Annotated in this window: 18 protein-coding genes and 1 pseudogene; 5 read left to right on the forward strand and 14 right to left on the reverse strand. The window is 63.0% G+C overall.

The window, feature by feature from the left end; translation table 11 throughout:
- Positions 1-9: 9 nt before the first annotated feature.
- The 4 genes from V8359_RS12870 to V8359_RS12885 form a co-directional block, all read right to left on the reverse strand.
- The gene (locus V8359_RS12870; protein ID WP_336429346.1) at positions 10-1173 is read right to left on the reverse strand and encodes an acyl-CoA dehydrogenase family protein; all 1164 of its coding nucleotides are present in this window, start codon (positions 1171-1173) and stop codon (positions 10-12) included.
- Position 1174: 1 nt separating this feature from the next.
- Positions 1175-2581: a carnitine 3-dehydrogenase gene (locus tag V8359_RS12875; protein ID WP_336429348.1), complete on the reverse strand. Its 1407-nt coding sequence runs from the start codon at positions 2579-2581 to the stop codon at positions 1175-1177.
- A gap of 67 nt (positions 2582-2648) precedes the next feature.
- The gene (locus V8359_RS12880) at positions 2649-3413 is read right to left on the reverse strand and encodes an SDR family oxidoreductase (protein WP_336429349.1); all 765 of its coding nucleotides are present in this window, start codon (positions 3411-3413) and stop codon (positions 2649-2651) included.
- Positions 3414-3501: 88 nt separating this feature from the next.
- Complete coding sequence (locus tag V8359_RS12885) at positions 3502-4413, reverse strand: 3-keto-5-aminohexanoate cleavage protein (protein ID WP_336429350.1); 912 nt, start codon at positions 4411-4413, stop codon at positions 3502-3504.
- A gap of 77 nt (positions 4414-4490) precedes the next feature.
- Between V8359_RS12885 and V8359_RS12890 the strand changes: the two genes are divergently transcribed.
- Positions 4491-5432 (forward strand): GlxA family transcriptional regulator, encoded by a 942-nt coding sequence (locus tag V8359_RS12890; protein ID WP_336429351.1) that lies wholly within the window; start codon positions 4491-4493, stop codon positions 5430-5432.
- Positions 5433-5508: 76 nt separating this feature from the next.
- On the opposite strand, the gene V8359_RS12895 is transcribed toward V8359_RS12890, so the two are convergent.
- The 7 genes from V8359_RS12895 to V8359_RS12925 all read right to left on the reverse strand — a co-directional run bounded on the left by V8359_RS12895 (position 5509) and on the right by V8359_RS12925 (position 10539).
- Complete coding sequence (locus V8359_RS12895) at positions 5509-5967, reverse strand: hypothetical protein (protein ID WP_336429352.1); 459 nt, start codon at positions 5965-5967, stop codon at positions 5509-5511.
- Between the two features lie 122 nt (positions 5968-6089).
- Positions 6090-7211 carry a beta-ketoacyl-ACP synthase III gene (locus V8359_RS12900; protein WP_336429353.1) on the reverse strand — a complete coding sequence of 374 codons (1122 nt, stop codon included), beginning with the start codon at positions 7209-7211 and terminating at the stop codon, positions 6090-6092.
- A 135-nt stretch (positions 7212-7346) separates the two neighbouring features.
- Positions 7347-8300 carry a 2-hydroxyacid dehydrogenase gene (locus V8359_RS12905; protein WP_336429355.1) on the reverse strand — a complete coding sequence of 318 codons (954 nt, stop codon included), beginning with the start codon at positions 8298-8300 and terminating at the stop codon, positions 7347-7349.
- A complete protein-coding gene (locus tag V8359_RS12910) occupies positions 8297-8635 on the reverse strand; it encodes a tRNA-binding protein (RefSeq protein ID WP_336429356.1) in 339 nt (112 codons plus the stop codon). Before V8359_RS12910 ends, V8359_RS12905 begins: the two co-directional genes overlap by 4 nt.
- Positions 8628-9443, reverse strand: coding sequence for a pyrroline-5-carboxylate reductase (proC, locus tag V8359_RS12915; protein WP_336429358.1), 816 nt, complete (start codon positions 9441-9443; stop codon positions 8628-8630). The genes V8359_RS12910 and proC overlap by 8 nt, the downstream gene beginning before the upstream one ends.
- Positions 9444-9556: 113 nt before the next feature.
- Positions 9557-10057 carry a YbjN domain-containing protein gene (locus V8359_RS12920; RefSeq protein WP_336429359.1) on the reverse strand — a complete coding sequence of 167 codons (501 nt, stop codon included), beginning with the start codon at positions 10055-10057 and terminating at the stop codon, positions 9557-9559.
- A 275-nt stretch (positions 10058-10332) separates the two neighbouring features.
- The gene (locus V8359_RS12925) at positions 10333-10539 is read right to left on the reverse strand and encodes a hypothetical protein (protein ID WP_336429361.1); all 207 of its coding nucleotides are present in this window, start codon (positions 10537-10539) and stop codon (positions 10333-10335) included.
- 206 nt (positions 10540-10745) lie between these two features.
- Here V8359_RS12925 and V8359_RS12930 point away from each other — a divergent pair, with 206 nt between their 5' ends.
- A complete protein-coding gene (locus V8359_RS12930) occupies positions 10746-11399 on the forward strand; it encodes a hypothetical protein (RefSeq protein WP_336429363.1) in 654 nt (217 codons plus the stop codon).
- Between the two features lie 15 nt (positions 11400-11414).
- Here the strand turns inward: V8359_RS12930 and V8359_RS12935 are convergent, their stop codons facing one another.
- Entirely contained in the window at positions 11415-11663 is a 249-nt protein-coding gene (locus tag V8359_RS12935) for an accessory factor UbiK family protein (protein ID WP_336429364.1), read from the reverse strand.
- 95 nt (positions 11664-11758) lie between these two features.
- Between V8359_RS12935 and lgt the strand changes: the two genes are divergently transcribed.
- Genes lgt through pgeF form a run of 3 tightly spaced genes read left to right on the forward strand, consistent with a single transcriptional unit; the run spans position 11759 to position 14471 of the window.
- A complete protein-coding gene (gene lgt / locus V8359_RS12940) occupies positions 11759-12649 on the forward strand; it encodes a prolipoprotein diacylglyceryl transferase (protein WP_336429365.1) in 891 nt (296 codons plus the stop codon).
- Positions 12646-13719: a class I SAM-dependent methyltransferase gene (locus tag V8359_RS12945; protein WP_336429366.1), complete on the forward strand. Its 1074-nt coding sequence runs from the start codon at positions 12646-12648 to the stop codon at positions 13717-13719. The genes lgt and V8359_RS12945 overlap by 4 nt, the downstream gene beginning before the upstream one ends.
- Positions 13716-14471 carry a peptidoglycan editing factor PgeF gene (pgeF, locus tag V8359_RS12950; protein WP_336429367.1) on the forward strand — a complete coding sequence of 252 codons (756 nt, stop codon included), beginning with the start codon at positions 13716-13718 and terminating at the stop codon, positions 14469-14471. The genes V8359_RS12945 and pgeF overlap by 4 nt, the downstream gene beginning before the upstream one ends.
- Before the next feature lie 549 nt (positions 14472-15020).
- On the opposite strand, the gene V8359_RS12955 is transcribed toward pgeF, so the two are convergent.
- Positions 15021-16325, reverse strand: coding sequence for an IS1182 family transposase (locus V8359_RS12955; RefSeq protein ID WP_442970374.1), 1305 nt, complete (start codon positions 16323-16325; stop codon positions 15021-15023).
- Positions 16312-16403 (reverse strand): annotated as a pseudogene (locus V8359_RS12960) (IS200/IS605 family transposase); the annotation flags it as partial. The pseudogene V8359_RS12960 and the gene V8359_RS12955, both read right to left, overlap by 14 nt.

Genomic DNA, 16403 nt, shown 5'->3' on the forward strand with positions numbered 1-16403 from the left:
GAAAGCTTTTCATGCACCCAATGGCCGCAGCATCTCGCGGCTGATGATGTGGCGCTGGATTTCGGACGTCCCCTCCCAGATCCGCTCGACCCGCGCATCCCGCCATATCCGCTCAAGCGGCAGCTCATCCATGAGCCCCATGCCGCCATGGATTTGGATCGCCTCGTCCGCGACCATCGCCAGCATCTCGGTCGCCTTGAGCTTGGCCATGGACATATCGCTCTCGGTGACGGTGCCTTGATCGAACTTCCAGCCGCCCATCCATGTCAGAAGCTCGGCCGCCCTGAGTTCGGTCGCCATATCCGCGAGCTTGAACGAGACACCCTGAAACTTGCCGATCTGCTGGCCGAACTGGCGCCGGTCGGCGGCATATTCCACCGCGTGCTGCAACGCCCGGTCGGCCCGCCCAAGGCAGGAGGCGGCAACCTGAAGCCGTGTCGCCCCGAGCCAATCATTGGCCACCTGAAATCCCTTGTTCACCTCGCCCAGAACGGCCGTCTTGGGCAATCTGCAATCATCGAACTCCAGCACCGAGTTGGTATAGCCACGATGGCTCACGTTGCGGTACCCTTCGCGCACCGCAAAGCCCGGCGTGTCCTTGTCCACGAAGAACGCGGTGATCAGCTTTTTCTTGCCGCGCGGCGTGTCCTCTTCTCCGGTCGCCATGAACGCGATCGCGAAATCGGCGATATCGGCGTGGCTGATGAAATGCTTGGTGCCGTTCAGGATGAAATCGTCGCCATCCGCACGCGCCGTCGCGTTCATCCCCCTGAGGTCCGAGCCCGCGCCCGGTTCGGTCATCGCAAGACAGTCCCACTTCTCGCCGCGAATGCAGGGATAGAGATATTTCTCGCGCTGCTCCTCGGTGCCAGCCAGAAGGATGTTCGACGGGCGTGCCACACAGGTCCAGTGCAACGCATAATTCGCGCGCCCCAGCTCTTTTTCATACATCAGCCATGTCAGCGTATCGAGCCCGGCACCGCCAACCTCTTCGGGCATGTTCGCGGCATAAAGCCCGGCCTCGATTGCCTTGGCCTGCACCTCGCGGACGATCTCCATCGGCACATGGCCGCTCCGCTCAACCTCGAGTTCGTGCGGATATATCTCCTTCTCGACAAAGGCCCGGGTGGTGTCGATGATCATCTGCTGTTCTTCGGTCACATCAAACTGCATCTCAATCCTCCTTGTGAAGCGCCGCCAGCGCCTCGACTTTGTCACGCACATGCGGCAGCGGATCGCAGGTGCGCCGCGTTTCGAGATTCACATGCAACATGAACTGATCGCAGGTCGCCATCAGCGTGCCGTCACTCGTGCGTTTCATCTCGTGAAAACAGCGGAGCTTCTTGCCCTCGCCCACTGTCACTGTGGTCCAGACATCCACCATTTCGCCGGCATGGGTCTCGGCTATGAATTTCGTCGTCGTCTCAACGGTGAAATAGCTGTTGCCGGCGGCGATATAGGCATCATCGGCGCCCACATGCGCCATCACCTCTTCGGCGGCGTCACTGAAAAGCTGCCCGTAGCGGCCCTCGTTCATATGCCCGTTCACATCGGTCCAATCCACCGGCACGACCCGGCGCATCGACAGCATCGGACATGTGTCCTCCAACGCAGGGCGCAGCGCGGCCTGATGCGTCTTGATCAGGCGGCCCGAGGCCTTGCCCTGCTGCTTGAGCGCGCGCATCATCGCAATCAGGTTGCGGTCGCGTTTGCGCTCAAGCTCGCGGATCGAAAGATGCCCCGATTGCGCGTCGGACTGATCGGCGATCGTATCCACAAGCTCCTCGGTGAACTCGGGCACATCCATCAGCTTGGTCCACGGCCATTTGAGCGCGGGACCGAACTGCGCCATGAAATGCCGCATCCCCGCCTCGCCACCCGCCACGCGGTAGGTCTCGAAAAGGCCCATCTGACCCCAGCGCAAGCCAAAGCCGAAGCGGATCGCGTCGTCGATCTCTTGCGTGGTGGCCACTCCGTCCTTGACCAGCCAAAGCGCCTCGCGCCACACGGCTTCAAGGAAACGGTCGGCGATATGCGCGTCGATTTCCTTGCGTACCCGCAGCGGATAAAGCCCGACCGACGTCAGAAGCTCGGTCGCCCGGTCCACCGCTTCGGGCTCCGTCGCCTCGGACGGCACCACCTCGATCAGGGGCAAAAGATAGACCGGGTTGAACGGATGCGCGACCATGATCTTCGATGAATCCGCCGCGCCCTCCTGCAACTCGCTGGGTTTGAACCCGCTTGTTGATGACCCGATCACGGCACCGGGATTGGCCGCCTGAATCTCGCCCATCACCTTGTGCTTGAGGTCGAGCCGCTCGCTCACGCTTTCCTGAACCCAGTCCGCATCCGCCACCGCCTCGGTGATCGACGGGCAAAAACTAAGCGTGCCCTCCTTGGGCAAGGCATAATCATACAGCATCGGCAGGGCGCCTCGGGCGTTTTCCATGACGTCCATGATCTTGCGCTCCGCCTCCGGGTCCGGGTCGAAAATCCGCACATTCCAACCGTTCAGAAGGAACCGCGCGGCCCAGCCGCCCCCGATTACGCCACCCCCTATGATGGCCGCTGTCTTGGTCATGTGTCGCTCTCCTCAAATGCCCGGTTCCGGGCGGGACAGCCCGGCTGATCGCGGGGGCTTGCCCCGGTCAATTGATACTCTCCGTGTGCCCGTCCACGGCCATCACCTGCCCCGAGATCTTGGCGGCGGCAGGCGACGCAAGGAAAAGCGCCATGTCCGCAAGGTCATCCGCGCTGACCCAACTGCGGAGCGAGGTGCAGGCCACGTAATCGGCGCGCAACTCGTCCACGCTTTTGCCACTGGCCTCGGATTCCTTGCGCAGAACCCGTTCCATCCGGTCCCCCTCGACCGCGCCGGGGGCGATGGCATTCACCCGCACACCGGCGGGGCCAAGCTCCATCGCCAGCGTCTTGGTCAGCCCGACAAGGCCCCACTTCGCCGCCGCATAAGGCGACCGGTAAGGATGGCCCCAAAGGCCCGAGGTGGACGTGGTGATCAGGACAAGCCCCTCACCCTGTGCCCGCATCACGCGCGCCGCCCAACGACAGGTGAGGAAGGTGCCGAAAAGGTTGACGCCCACGCAATCCTGCCACTCCTGATAGTCCAGATCTTCGATCCGGCCCGCCGGGCCGCCGGTGCCCGCATTTGCGCAGACCACGTCGATCCCGTCCCACTCGGTCTCGACCCGATCAAGGAAGGCTGTCATCTGCGCTTCGTCGCGCACATCGACGGTCTCGGCGATCATGCCGGGATGCGCCCGCGCGGTCTCGGCCACGGCGTCGGCGCTCGCGTCACAGATGGCCACACGCGCGCCTTCCGCCTCGAACCGACGGGCAAGGGCATAGCCGATGCCCGATCCACCCCCGGTGATCAGAACCCTGCGATTCGCCATGTCCTCAGTCCTCCGAAATCGCACCGACGCGATACTGACGTGAATACCGACGTGGATACCGACGTTACGTGCGCCGCGTTAACCCGGCTCAGACCGGCGCCCGCTTGGTCAGGCCCAGCTTCTCGCGAACCGCCTCGGGGCCCATCACCTTCGCGCCCATGCGCTCGATGATTTGCCGTGCGCGTTCAACAAGTTGCCAGTTCTCGGCCAGAACGCCCTTGTCCAGCATCAGGTTATCCTCAAGGCCCACACGCACATGCCCACCGGCCAGAACGCTCGCCGCCACGTAAGGCATCTGATTGCGCCCCAGCCCGAAGGCCGAAAACGTCCAGTCATCCGGCACGTTGTTGACCATCGCCATGAAGGTGTTGAGGTCATCGGGCGCGCCCCACGGCACACCCATGCAAAGCTGAACCAGCGCGGGACTGTCGAGAACGCCGTCCTTCACCAATTGCTTGGCATACCAAAGATGGCCCGTGTCAAAGGCTTCGATCTCGGGTTTCACGCCAAGCTCGGTCATCATCCGCCCCATCTCGGTCAGCATGCCGGGCGTGTTGGTCATCACGTAATCGGCCTCGGCAAAATTCATCGTCCCGCAATCCAGCGTGCAGATCTCGGGGCGGCACTCGGCCACATGCGCCACACGCTCGGTCGCGCCTGCCATGTCGGTGCCCATCTCATTGAGAGGCAGGGGGTTTTCGGTGTTGCCAAAGGTGATGTCCCCGCCCATTCCGGCGGTAAGGTTCAGAACCACATCCGTATCGGCGGCGCGAATGCGCTCGGTCACTTCGCGGAACAGGCCCACGTCCCGGCTCGGTGCGCCGGTTTCGGGGTCGCGGACGTGGCAATGCACGACGGCCGCGCCCGCCTTGGCAGCAGCGATCGCACTCTCTGCGATTTGTTCAGGGCTGCGTGGCACATGCGGGCTGCGGTCCTGTGTGCCGCCCGATCCGGTCACGGCACAGGTGATGAAAACGTCGCGGTTCATGGTAAGCGGCATGGAATCCTCCGATAACTGGTTGCGCGTAGCCTACTGCGCTGGCCACGCCCCGGATTTTGCAGTATCGGACATTCATGATGCAGAAATGGACAAAAACCATCACGTCGCCGGTGCGAATCGCCTTTCTGGTCTTCGATGATTTCTCGAATCTCTGCATGGCCAACTGCCTTGAGCCATTGCGCGCCGCCAACGCGGTGACGCACCACCACATGTTCGACTGGCGCATCCTCACGCTCGACGGCTCGCCGGCCCGCACCTCGTCGGGAATTCAGATCGTGCCGCATGGCGAACTGCGCTCCATGACCTCCTGCGACTACCTCTTCGTCCACGCCAGTTATGGCCATACCGGCCACGACACCCGGCCGACGCGACAAGCCCTGCGCGCCGCCGCCGCGCGCGCCGTGACGGTGATCGGCCTCGATGCGGGGCCTTGGCTTCTGGCGTCCTCGGGGCTGTTGCGCGGTCGGCGGGCGACGGTGCATTGGGACATGCTGACCGCCTTTTCCGAACGCTTCCTCGATGTCGAGGTGGTGCGCGCCCGCTATCTGCGCGACGGACCGGTCATGACCTGCGCCGGCGCGCTCTCGGCGCTCGACATGGTGCTCGATCTGGTCAGCGCACATCTGGGCGAGGCCGCGCGCCTTGATGTCGAGGATCAGTTCATCAAGGATCCGCCCCGCACCGACGGGACCGGCCCCGGCGATCCTCTCGTGTCACGCGCGCTCGACCTCATGCGCGATCATGTCGAACGTCCGCTCTCCCTTCCGGCTCTGGCCCACCGGCTCTCCTGTCAGCCCCGAACCCTTGACCGGCATTTCCGCCGTAGCCTCGGGGCGCCTCCGGGCACCGTCTATCGCCATCTGCGCCTGTCCACGGCGCGAAAAATGCTCGAAGGCACGGGGCTTGGCGTTGCGGAAATCGCGCTCAGATGCGGATACGAGTCACCTGCGGCCCTTGCCCGCGCGGTGCGTGACCGCTTCGGCGCAACGCCCTCGGCCCTGCGCAAGCGCACGCTCTGACGGGTTTGCAGGCGGCGCTTATGAGGTCTCACCCCCTTGCCATCTGCGCCCTCACGGCACGGACGGCGCGCCGCACTCAGATCGTCTCATCTTCCAGATGCAGCTTCATGTCGATCAACACCTGCTGAAGCTGTGAGGTCTCGCGCAGCAGGCGCTTGGCCTCGTTCACGGTAATGACCCCGTCTTCGATGGATTGTTGATACTCGGCCATCAGCATCGCGAACCGTTGGCTCAACGCGATCACGTCCGAATTTACCCCGCCTTTTTCGCTGGCGTTGCGCCGTTCACCGCTGAAATTGAGGCTGATACCCTTCAATTCCCCCAGCGCCGCCGTCACATGCGGATAACTCGCCGCCTCTTCCAGCGCCGCAACCGCGTCGATCGGCATGAACCGGTCGGCATGTTCCTCGTGATCCGAATAATAACGCCCCAGCGTCGCCTTGGATTTGCCTGTCAATTCACAGGCGGGCTCGATCCCCACATCCTTGACCAACGCCTCGGTATGTTTCTTAAGGTATCCGCGAATAGCAGACATAATTCACCTCTCAAATACGGTTCCCGGTAACCGTGTATCCAATATGTGCAATCATTTCAGGCTTGAAAACTTCTATGTAAACCCTTGACGCAGAGTAATGCCAAATCTGTGATCTGTCCCCTTCAGGCGCGCTCCACCAGAACAGAGCCCACGGAATAGCCGGCCCCGAACGAACAGATCAGGCCGGTGTCGCCCGGTTTCAGGTCGTCGGAATATTTCGAAAACGCGATAATCGACCCCGCCGAAGATGTATTCGCATAATCCTGAAGAATATTGGGCTGCTCTTCCGGCGCGGGTACCCGTCCCAAAACCTTGCGCCCGATGAAATCATTCATCGACTTGTTCGCCTGATGCAGCCACAGCCGCCTGAGGTCGTCCGCCGCGACCCCCTCCTCGGCCATATGATCCGCGATGTGGCGCGACACCAACGGTAGCACCTCTTTGAAAACCTTGCGCCCCTCCTGCATGAACTGCATGTCGCGCCGGTCCTCCATCTGACCGGGGCGGGTGCGCCGCAGAAACCCGTTATTGTTGCGGATATTGTTGGAAAACTGCGTCGCGCAGCGGGTCGAGCGGATCAGGAAATGCGCGCCCTGCGCCGCCTCGGCGGGTTCGATCACGGCGGCGGTGCACACATCGCCGAAAATGAAATGGCAATCCCTGTCGCGCCATTCCAGATGCGCCGAACATATCTCGGGGTTCACGATAAGCGCGCACTTGACCGAACCGGCACGGATCATGTCCGCGGCCGCCTGAATCCCGAACGTCGCAGACGAACAGGCGACATTCATGTCGAAGGCAAACCCACCCGCGCCCAGAAGCTCCTGAATTTCGATGGCAATCGCCGGATATGCCCGCTCGTGGTTTGAGGCGGCACAGATCACGAGGTCCACATCCTCGGCTGTGCGCCCCGCCTGCGCCAGCGCGTCGCGCGCCGCGCTCAGCGCCATCTCCGCCATCAGGCCCGGCTCTTCGTCGGCCCGCGGGCGCAGTACCGGGTGCATGACTTCGGGATCCAGCACACCGGACTTATCCATGACATACCGCTGCTCGATCCCCGAGGCGCTTAGGATGAATTCGGTCGATGACGGGCTTTTGGCTTCCAGTTCTCCGGCTTCGATGGCCTCGGCGTTCTCGATGTTGAACTTCTCGGCATAAGCGTTGAACGCCTCGACCAACTCATCGTTGGTGATCGTCTCGCGCGGCGTAAAGACGCCGGTTCCGGTGATGGCTGGTGTGATCATGAAGGGCTCCCGATAGCGTTTGATCACATGACCCGAGCACCCCGCCAAGGTCAAGCCGCCAAACCCCCGCAAGGGCGCGGAAAACAGCCAGTTTCCCCATGGAACAGCAGCCCGGAAACGCCGGTCGCCCGTGGCTCAGTTCACAAGGTTGGGCGGCGTTTCTCCGGCAAATAAGGCGCGCAGATTTTCCACGGCCATGTATCCCATCGCCTCCCGCACCTCGAGTGCGGCCGTGCCCAGATGCGGCAACAGCACGACATTCTCCATCGCTTTCAACGCGTCGGGCACCTTGGGTTCGTGTTCATAGACATCCAGCCCGGCCCCGGCGATCCCCGCCGCCTCCAGCGCGGCGATCAGGGCGGCCTCATCCACCACGTCCCCGCGCGCGATGTTGATGAAATGCGCGTGGCTCTGCATCGCATCCAGAAACTCCGCATCGATAAGGTGATGGGTCGCGCGCCCACCCGGCACCGCCACCACCACGATATCGGCCCGCGCCGCCATGGCCAGCGGCGGCAGGTGTTCAGCCGGGAAATCCACCGCCTTTTCCGAGCGGTTGGCATAAAGCACATCCATCCCGAACCCGTAATGACAGCGTCGTGCGATCGCCTGACCGATGCGGCCCATGCCATAGATGCCGACAGTTTTACCGGTCATATGCAGGCCCAGCATCTGCGTGGGCTCCCACCCGGTCCAGCGCCCTGCCCGCACAAGCCTTTCGCCCTCGCCTGCGCGCCGCGCACTCATCAGCATCAGCGTCATCGCGATGTCGGCGGTCGCGTCGGTCACCGCACCGGGCGTGTTGGTCACCGTGATGCCCACCTCACGTGCGGCGGCGGCGTCGATATGGTTATATCCAACCCCGAAATTGGCAAGGATCTTGCAGCGCGGGTTCTCGGCATCGGTGAATACCTCCGCGCCGAAGAGGTCGCCCAGCGTCGGCAGTATCCCATCATAAAGCGACAGCGCCCCCCGCATCTGACCAAGCTTGAGCGGCGCGGGATCCTCGCGCAGTTCGATCTCGAAGTGCTTTTCCGCCTCACGCAAAACGGTAGACGGAAGCGCGCGCGTGATCAGAACCCGGGTCAATGCATCCGCTCCCCGTCCGACACCTTCTTGTCCGGCCCCAGAAGGATGATATCGCCGCCCTCGTCCGACAGGCCCAGCACCAGAACTTCGGACATGAACGACCCGATCTGGCGGGGCGGAAAGTTCACCACCGCCATCACCTGCCGGCCCAAAAGGTCCTCGGGCGCATACTGCGCCGTGATCTGCGCGGATGTTTTCTTCTCACCCAGATCGGGGCCGAAATCCACCCAGAGCTTGATCGCGGGCTTGCGCGCCTCGGGAAACGGCTCGGCCCGCCGCACGGTGCCCACCCGGATATCCACCTTAAGAAAGTCTTCGATCCCGATCTCAGCCACGCGACAACTCCCGCGAGCGGTCCGCAGCGGCGGCGACCGTGCGCGCCATCAGGCGTGGCAGGCCGTTTTGCGCATCCATCAGCACCTCAAGCCCTGCTTGTGTCGTGCCATTTGGGCTCGTGACGTTGACGCGCAATTGCTCGGGCGTCTCGTCCGCCGCCTCGGCCAGCGCGCCCGCCCCGGCCACCGTGGCCTGCGCAAGCTGCATCGCCAGTTCGGGCGCAAGGCCCTGCGCCTCACCCGCCTTGGCCATGCACTCGATCATGTGAAAGACATAGGCGGGTCCCGATCCGCTCACTCCCGTCACCGCGTCCATCTGGCTCTCGCTTTCCAGCCGCACGACCTGCCCCACCGCGCTCAACAGATCCTCGGCAAGGTCAAGCTGTGCCGCCGTCGCCTGTGCGTTGCCGATGATCGCGGTGATGCCCCGCGCCACGGCGGCAGGTGTGTTCGGCATGGCGCGGATGATCGGGCTCGTCTCGCCCAACGCGTCTTCATAGGCCGCGATGGACGTGCCTGCCGCGACCGAAACAAAAAGCGTATCGCCCCCGCCCATTGCGGCGATCGCGGGTAGCGCGTCCCCCATCATCTGCGGCTTTACGGCAATAAGGACAATGGCCGGGCTTTCAGGAAGATCGCCATTGATCGTCACGCCCGTGGATGTCAGCCAATCCGACGGCTTCGGGTCGATCACCCAGACCGATGTGGCGGGCAATCCATCCGCCAGCCATCCCTCGAGCATCGCCGAGCCCATCTTGCCACAGCCCAACAGGACCAACCCGCGCCGGGTGAGTTCCGAACTCGCCATCTTGTCCCTCCAATCATCTTTGGCCAGACGTTACGGCGCACCTTCTCCAAGGGCAATCCGGTTTCAGGCAAGCCCGCGAAAAGCCGCGGACAAGGCGCTGCCGGGATGACGCGTCAAGCGCGCCCGTATGCTTCGGCTATGGCCACCTGCATCGCATCTTCGGGCGTGCGGTTGCCCCATACGACAAGCTGGAAGGCGGGATAGAACCGCTCGGCACTCAGCACCGCGGCCCGGATCAGCGTATCAAGCTGCTCGGCACCGACTTCCTGACCCCCTGTCATCAGCAGGCCATACCGATACACCATCAGCTTCTGTTCACGCCAATAGGTGAACGCACCGGCCCAACACCGATCGTTAACCTCGTTGAGGACATGGTAAAGCTCGCCAAGCTTCTCCTCGGGCGGCTCCATCTCGAAGGTGCAGACAAGGCGAAGGGTCTCATCGTATCCCGACCACGCAAGGGTGATCGAATAAGTGCGCCACTGGCCCTCGACGGCCATGGCGATCTGATCGTCTCCGATCCGGTCGAAATCCCAATCGTGGTGGGCCGCGATGTGCTCCACAAGGTCGATGGGATGAATTTCATCTGACAAAAACTGCTCGGACAGGGCCATGGCGCCACCTCTTATTGTTGTTAGCGCCGGGGCCTGGCAGCGCCCCAAGCGCTAGGTGCCTGCTCTATGGACAGGGGCTATTCCGCCTGTCCTTACCAGATATGGTGGGACACGGAAAACCGTCTGTAAAGCGATTTGTTGTGGATAACCGCAATAAGTTGTGGATGGGTCTGTTCAGGCACCAAGTCATTGCGACAGGGCGCATCGCAGCAGTCCGGCGGGCCGCATCGGGTTAGGACACCGGGGCGCACCGTGCGATCGAAGTCAGTTCCGCGTTAATGGTCGTCAGGCGCGTCAAGGTCGCCTGCATCATACATCTCGCTCAGCCGGTCAAGAAGCGCATCGAGCGTATGGGTGTATTCCCGGATCGCGTTGTCGCGGCTTTTCTGGCTGTCATCATTGCGAATGACGGTGCGCAGCAACCGTGCCTTGAGGATCAGGGCACGTATGTCCCCGAAAGGATCGCGGTCCTTATAGGCCATGCATCAACAGCCGCAGCCAAGAGCCGCGCGACAGCCCTGCAATGAAACAACGAACAATCAAACCATGAACTCCCGAATATACCACAATCATAGCGTGCAAGTCATTGTAATGTGTGATTTTTTACACATTGTGCTAAATTTTATCCGCCTAGTCAACCACAGCTTTTCCATGCAAAACCGCAGGCGTGTCGGAATTTGATCTCAATATGTTACGCACCCTCGCGGAAGAGGGGATTGCCCGTTATGGTCTGCGCGGCTACGCGCGCAAGCTCGACCTCGATCTCGGCACGTTGCGTAGCTTGCGCGACGGGCGCGACATTCAGGTTTCCAAACTTCTACGGATACTCCGGGCGATGCAGATCGAACTGCGCACCGGCACGGCACGCAAGACACAGTCCGCCCCCTCAGGCTTTGCCGAGGGGCGCGACACCCCGGCCTCGGGGCCCGAAGCGACCCGTATGGGCTATTTGCCGATTCCGTTCCATCCCGCCTGCGGTGATTATTCGGCGCGCGCGCCGGTCGCCTTTTCGCGTGAGTGGCTGGCGGCGCAGGCGCTCGATCCCGAAAACCTCACCTTCGTGACCGCCCCGGATGACAGGCTCGGTCCGTTCATGCCCGCCGGAACACTCTGCCTTGTCGATACATCACTTCGCCTTGTCGCGGCTCAGGCGATCTGGGCGCATCTCGACGCAGGCCGGCTCAGACTCGATCTGATCAGTCAGCCCAAACCCGGCACCATGGTCATCGCGACCCCGCTCGCGGCGGCCACGCCGCGGGTCTGTTCAGGGCCAGACCTTGACGGGCTGCGCCTTCTGGGCCGTGTTGTCTGGTATGGCGCGAACGCGCCCAAACCGCTCTGACCCGCCGGTCAGACTTCAGCGCCCGCTCTTGGCTTCCAACGCCTCGATCCGGGCCAACAGCGCCGCGTTTTCCTCGCGGGCCTTCTGCGCCATGGCGCGCACCGCCTCGAACTCTTCTCGGGTGACGAAATCGCGCTCGGCGAGCCAACGGTCGATCATCGACTTCATCGCTGTCTCGGCCTCGTCTTTCGCGCCCTGCGCCACGCCCATCGCGTTTGTCATGAGCTGCGAGATATCGTCCAATACCTTGTTGCGGGTTTGCATGTCGGCCTCCGGGTCCTGATCTTTCGCTCTATATGGGGTGCTTCGATCCCGGCCACAACCTTGACTTCCCCCGCCACTCGGGGCCAAAGGGCGTTATGCTGGCTGCGATCCCCTTCCCCGAAATCTCGCCCGAGATCGTCTCGTTCTCGGTCTTTGGCATGTCTTTTGCGCTGCGCTGGTATGCGATGGCCTACGTGGTCAGCCTCCTGCTGGGCTGGTGGCTGGTGATCACCTCGCTCAAACGTCCGGCGCTTTGGCCCAACGACACTCCGCCGATGACCCGCGCACAGGCCGACGACCTGCTGACATGGGTGATCGTCGGCGTGATCCTCGGCGGGCGGCTTGGCTATGTGCTATTCTATCAGCCGGGCTATTACCTCGCGAATCCGTCCGAAACCCTGATGGTCTGGCAGGGCGGGATGTCCTTTCACGGTGGTTTTCTGGGCGTCATGCTGGCCTGCATCCTGTTCTGGCGCAAACATGGCATCCCGGTTCTGTCAGGGGCCGACGCGCTCGCCGCGGTGACACCGGTGGGCATGCTGCTGGGCCGGCTCGCCAATTTCATCAACGCCGAGCTTTGGGGCCGCCCGACCGACCTGCCTTGGGGCGTCATCTTTCCCGGCCCGGCGGCACAGGACTGTCCCACGGTTGCCGGGCTCTGTGCGCGCCACCCTTCACAACTCTACGAGGCGCTGCTCGAGGGCGCGCTCCTGCTGGCGCTCCTGATGTGGCTCACAGGGCGGCGCGGGGCCTTCAAACAGCCGGGCCTGATCACCGGGCTTTTCATCATGGGCTACGGCATCGCACGGTTCATCGTGGAGTTCGTTCGCCAACCGGATGCACAGTTCGTCTCTCCGGGCAATCCGCTGGGTCTTGCGTGGCATGTGGGCGGCTACGGCCTGACCATGGGTCAGATCCTCTCGCTCCCGATGATCGCACTTGGCCTTTACCTCGTGCTGCATGCCCGCCGCGCGGGGCGGGCATGACGCCGCTCAAGGCACAGATCACCCGCCAGATCACGGCAACCGGCCCGCTCAGCATTGCGGAGTATATGGCCCTCTGCCTGCTCCACCCCGAACATGGCTACTACATCACGCGTGACCCGCTTGGGGCCAAGGGCGACTTCACCACCGCCCCGGAAATCAGCCAGATGTTCGGGGAACTTGTCGGACTGGCCCTCGCGCAGGTCTGGATGGATCAGGGCGCGCCCACGCCCTTCGCACTGGTCGAGCTGGGGCCGGGCCGCGGCACGCTTATGGCCGATCTCCTGCGCGCCACGCGCGATGTTCCGGGCTTTCACGCAGCCGCGCACCTCCACCTGATCGAGGCTTCGCCAACCTTGCGCGATGCCCAAGCCAACCTTCTGAGCGATGTCACGCATCACGACGGCCCCGAAACCCTCCCCGATCTGCCGCTCTTCGCGGTCGCCAACGAATTCTTCGATGCCCTGCCCATCCGTCAATTCATCCGCGACGGCGATCAGTGGCGTGAACGCATGGTGGGCCTCGCCGACGGCGACCTTGCCTTCGGCCTCTCCGCGCCACTGCCGCTCGCCGCGCTCGACCACCGCCTTGGCGACACGTCCCAAGGCGACATGGTCAACCTTTGCACCCCCGCCGCAGCCGTGGTCGGAACACTCGGCGCGCGGATCGCGGACCGGGGCGGCGCGGCACTCATCATCGACTATGGCGACTGGCGGACATCGGGCGACACGTTTCAGGCCGTGCGCGATCACGCCAAGGCCGACCCGCTCGGGGCGCCGGGTATGGCCGACCTCACCGCCCATGTGGATTTTGAAAATCTCGCCCGCGCCGCCGCCCCCGCGTCGCATACCGACGCGACCGCACAGGGCGTATTCCTCGAACGTCTCGGCATCACGCCGCGCGCACAGGCGCTTGCAAAACGCCTCAGCGGCGCAACGCTGAATGAGCATGTCGCCGCACATCGCCGCTTGACGCACCCCGATGAAATGGGGACGCTCTTCAAGGTGATGGCGCTCTATCCACGCGGCGCCGAACCGCCACCGGGTCTCGATCCCAAAAAGGCCGATTCATGACACTCGAGATCATAACCGCCGATTGTCTCGCGCCCCTGCGTCACGGGTTTTTCACACGCAGGGGGGGCGCGTCCTCAGGGATATTCCACGGCCTCAATTGCGGGCATGGGTCGTCGGATCAGTCCGAGATCGTGTCGATCAACCGCGCTCGGGTCGCAAGCGCGATGGAGGTCGAGCCTTCGCATCTCGTGTCGGTCCATCAGGTGCATTCCCCCGATGTCGTGACACTGACCGCGCCCTTTTCCGAGAAGCCCAAGGTCGATGCGATGGTCACGGCCACACCGGGCCTCGCTCTCGGCGTTCTGAGCGCCGATTGTCAGCCGGTGCTTTTCGCCGACACGAAGGCCGGTGTCATCGGCGCGGCACATGCCGGCTGGAAGGGGACACAGGCCGGGGTGTTGGAAGCCACGCTCGACGCGATGGAGGGGCTCGGAGCTGATCGCGCCCGCATCTGCGCCGTCATCGGCCCCTCGATCAGTCAGCGCGCCTACGAAGTCGGCCCCGAGTTCATGGAGGATTTTCTCCTCGATGATCCCGACAGCGACCGCTTCTTCGCCGGTGGCGAAGGTGACCGGGTTCAGTTCGACCTGCCCGGCTACGGGCTGGCACGGCTGCGCGCCGCGGGGGTGGGCGATGCCGAATGGACCGGCCATTGCACCTATTCCGATCCGGCGCGATTCTTTTCCTATCGGCGCGCCACTCATGCGGGCGAAGCCGATTACGGTCGGCTCATCGCGGCGATCCGCCTCTGAATCCGGCGGGATCGGGGCAAATCACCCCGCTCATCGCCGCATTCCAGCCCGATTTCATCGCTGCGGCGATCTCCCCACGCCTCAAAACCCCCGTTTTCAAAGGCGCAAGACGCCTTTGTTCCCCGCCACAATTCCATCACCAAAAATATCCGAAAATTTTCGGTGAATGCGAGAGTTTCGCCAAATCCCGGCCCCATTGCACCGCCATAGTGATCTCAAACGGAACACAAACCGACCCGGCATTACCCGGGCAGTGAATGAGGAAGAGACAGATGAAAAAGCACCCCCGCTGGATGAAATCGGTCATCGAGGCCAGCAAGTCCGAGAAAACCATCCTCCCGTTTCAGCGCGGTTACCGTCAGATGAAACCCACCCTGTCGCGCAGCGCCTGATCCCCTTGGGACGGCGGGACGAACCAGTCATTTAACCAGTGCCCCCAAGTGTTACCGAGTATCAGAAGGCCCCTCCCAACCGGAGGGGCCTCAGACCACTGACAAACCCCGTTATTTTGGCGGGGTTTTGTTTTGAAGACTCCGGCTCAGGGCCGGTTCAGGCCGCCCGGATTGGGGCCATCCACAGAGCCATTGCGATTTTCTTGATGTTCTGGGCGGCGGCGGCGAGGAGGGCTTGGGTCTGGACTTTTTCGAGGGATCGGAAGCGGGCGTAGCGGTGGCCGAAGAGCTGTTTGGCGTCGGCGAAGGAGCGCTCGACGGTTTCCTTCCGTCGCTTGTAGAGCCGCTTGCCCCAGTCGGTCAGGCGATGCGCGTCGGTGCGTTCGCGGGCATCCGCCCAAACGTGGCGGGTGACGGTCTTCTGCGCCTTGGCATTGGTCGTGCAGGAGGCCAGCAGCGGGCAGGTGCGGCACTGTGACGGATCGGACTTATAGTGGCGGTAGCCGGTCCGGTCTGTTGTGGCATAGGGGATGATCTGGCCTTCGGGGCAGCGATAGGCATCCACGCTTGCATCAAAGGCAAAGGCGCGCTTGGCCAGCCTCCCCTTTGGGTTTGACGGGCGCAGGTATCCGGTCACACCGAGGATATCGCGGTCCTCCAGCCCCTTGGCGATGGGCGCGCTGGCATAGCCTGCGTCCAGCCCGACCGCCTGCACGTCGAACCCGAACCGCGCGCGCTGCCGGTCGAGCCGCGCCAGGTAGGGAATACTGTCATGCACATTGGCCGGCGTCACATGGGTGTCGGTGATGATTGCGAATCTCCCGTCCACTGTACGGTGATCAAGGTAAAAGAACCCTTTCGGCTTGCCGTCCCGCACCATGTATCCCGCGTCCCTGTCGGTGCGGCTGATCTTGGTTTCCTTGATGGGCGGCTGGCGGTCCCCGGGCTTGAGAGGCGTCTTGCCATGCGCCACCCGGTCGGCGGTGACCGCGGCATCCAGATCGTCCCAATAGGCGGCGCGGGATTTGGCCACCATCTCCTTGTCAAAGCGGCCCTTGTTGGCGTTGGCCTTCAGATGGGTACTGTCGGTATAAAGCACCTCACCGCCCACCAGCCCGCGCGCGATCGCCTGCTCGACGATGTGATCGAAGATGCGCTGCGCAACCTCCGTGCCGTCAAACCGGCGGCGGCGGTTCTGGCTGAAGGTCGAGGCATCAAACACCCGGTCCGTCAGGCGCAGACCGATGAACCAGCGGTAGGCCACGTTTACCTCGATCTCGCGCATCAACTGACGCTCCGAGCGGATGCCGAAAAGGTATCCGACAAACAGCGCCTTGAAGAGCACCTCCGGCGCAATCGGCGGACGGCCATTATCCGGGCAATAAAGGTCTTCGGTCATCTCCCGGATGAAGCCGAAGTGAAGGACGCACCGGCTGACGCCGGAGGCATCATTTGGAGGAATGTAATTCCAGGTACTGCCTGATGACGTCGTCAGTCACGTTCCCAGAGGTCGTGGAGAAATACCCACGCGCCCAAAAGC

Source organism: Roseovarius sp. E0-M6, assembly GCF_037083845.1.
Taxonomy (GTDB): domain Bacteria; phylum Pseudomonadota; class Alphaproteobacteria; order Rhodobacterales; family Rhodobacteraceae; genus Roseovarius.